Origin of the sequence: Kitasatospora sp. NPDC091257 (genome assembly GCF_044757675.1) — a bacterium.
Classification (GTDB): domain Bacteria; phylum Actinomycetota; class Actinomycetes; order Streptomycetales; family Streptomycetaceae; genus Kitasatospora; species Kitasatospora lactacystinica.
Map to the genome: position 1 here is coordinate 1 of NZ_JBIVVI010001430.1, position 2,048 is coordinate 2,048.

Consider the following 2,048-nt stretch of genomic DNA (forward strand, 5'->3'; position numbering starts at 1 on the left):
GGGCCTGTGGGCCGCCACCCCGCCCTATCTCCTGGGGGATCTGATGATTCATCTGTACGTCGGGCCGACGCTCGGCCCGTCCGAGCCCCTGCTGCACCACCCGCGCATCCGGACGCACTTTCCGGCCCGGCACGGCGACCTGTTCACTGACTCGATCGCCGACGGCGACCGGATCGTCCTGATCGACGGGGTCTTCCACCAGAGCCCGGCCCTGCGCCACAAGGAGGTCCTGGCCGTCCTGGGGCGCGGCATCGAGGTGTTCGGCGCGGCGAGCATCGGGGCTCTGCGGGCGGCCGAGCTGGCCCGGTACGGGATGGTCGGTGTCGGGGCCGTCTACGGCGCCTACGTGCGCGGTGAGATCACCGGCGACGACGAGGTCGCGGTCGGGCAGGCCCCTGACGGGCCGCGGCAGGCGTTGACCGTTCCGCTGGTCAACCTCCGGCACATGCTGGAGCTGGCCCTCCGTGAGGGTGTCGTGGACCAGGCCCGCGCTGAGACCCTGCTGGAGCGCTTCCGGGCGGTGTACTACCCGCAGCGCACCGCGGCGGCCGTCCGCGCGATCTGCCGTCGGGCCGGCGCGGTGGACTTCCTCGACTGGCTCGCGGGCCGGCGCGCCGCCGACCGACACTTCGGGGACCTGAAGCGGGCTGATGCCCTGGCCGCCGCCCACCGGGCCCTGGACGACGCCCCGGTGCCCGTGGCGCCGGTGGTGGCGGAGAACTCCTACTTCCGGCAGTGGGCCAACGCCCACGCCCGGCAGCGGGTCGGCGGTCTGGACTTGCTGACGCTCGACCGGGCCGTCTACCAGCAGGTCTTCGACCCCCGCTTCCCCGCACGCTGGCACGCCTTCCTTCAGGAGCACTCCCGGCGCGCGGCCGGCGACGGCCGGCCCTTGGAGGAGCGGCTTGCCGACGCCGGCGGCCTGCCCGCGCACCGGGTGTTCCGCCCGCCGGTGGACCTGCGTGACGGGCGGGTGGTGGCCCGGCTGCTGGCCGGGGAGACCCTGGCCGACCGGCTCGCGGTCGCCCGGTACGCCGCGGCCCGGGACGCCGCCCGCGCACGGCCGGGGTTCCCGGTCGGCGCGGTGCGGGCCGACCTCGTCCGCGGCCTGCTGACGCGGGCCTGGCAGGTGGACGACAGCCGGCTGGACGACGAAGCGTCCGCCCGCGGGCTGGGGTCGGCGGTACGGGCGGTGGACGCGGCCAGGGCCCTGGTGCCCGGCTACCTCGACGAGCGCAAGGAGTCCCATGCGCGATGACCAACTGATCGAGCTGCCCGGCACGGTCCGGGCCCGGCCCCCGCAAGAGACGTGGAACGCGCTGTCCGGAGCCCTGCCGTCCTACGGGATCACCCGGGTGGCCCGGCTGACGGACCTGGATGTGATCGGCTTGCCGACCTGGACGGCGATCCGGCCCGCCTCGCTGACCCTGAGCGCGTCGCAGGGCAAGGGGCTGACCGACGACCTGGCCCGGCTGTCTGCGGTGATGGAGGCGATCGAGCTGTGGCACGTCGAACAGCCCCTGCCCGTGTCCGTGCGCGGACGGGCCGTGGACGTCGCCCCCGACTGCCCCGTGGGGGCGCTGCCGCTCAACGGCCCGGTCGACGAGGCGGCGCTCGCCCGGGTGGTGTGGGACTGGACACCGGCGACGGGACTGGTGCGCGGCACCGGCATGCTGCTGCCGGTGGACCTGGTGCGCCGCCGAGCGCAGCGCGGTGACTGGAGTCCGGACCTGCTGCGGGCGACCAGTACGGGGCTGGCCTGCGGGAACAGCCGCGAGGAAGCGGTGTTGCACGGCCTGTACGAGGTGGTCGAGCGCGACGTGCTGCACCGCGACATCCAGGCCGGCGGCCGGCTGCGGGTCTGGATCGAGCCGGGCACCGTGGACGATCCGGCGGGACGCGAGGTGGTCGAGCGCGTCCTGCGGGCACGGATGGAGCTCGAACTGGCCCTGGTGGAAGGCCCGTACGGGCTGCCGGTGTGCCTGGCCTACCTGTGGTCGGAGGACCTGCCGGCGGTGTTCGCCGGGGGAGGCTGCCACCACAGCCCG

2 protein-coding genes are annotated in these 2,048 nt (G+C 74.9%); both read left to right on the forward strand.

Annotated elements, in window-relative coordinates; all coding sequences use genetic code 11:
* Positions 1-1,258 (forward strand): TfuA-like protein (locus ACIQOV_RS39045; RefSeq protein WP_401055596.1); only part of this gene is annotated, 1,258 nt, incomplete at its 5' end.
* On the forward strand, positions 1,248-2,048 hold an 801-nt coding region (locus ACIQOV_RS39050), incomplete at its 3' end, for a YcaO-like family protein (RefSeq protein ID WP_401055597.1). The genes ACIQOV_RS39045 and ACIQOV_RS39050, both read left to right, overlap by 11 nt.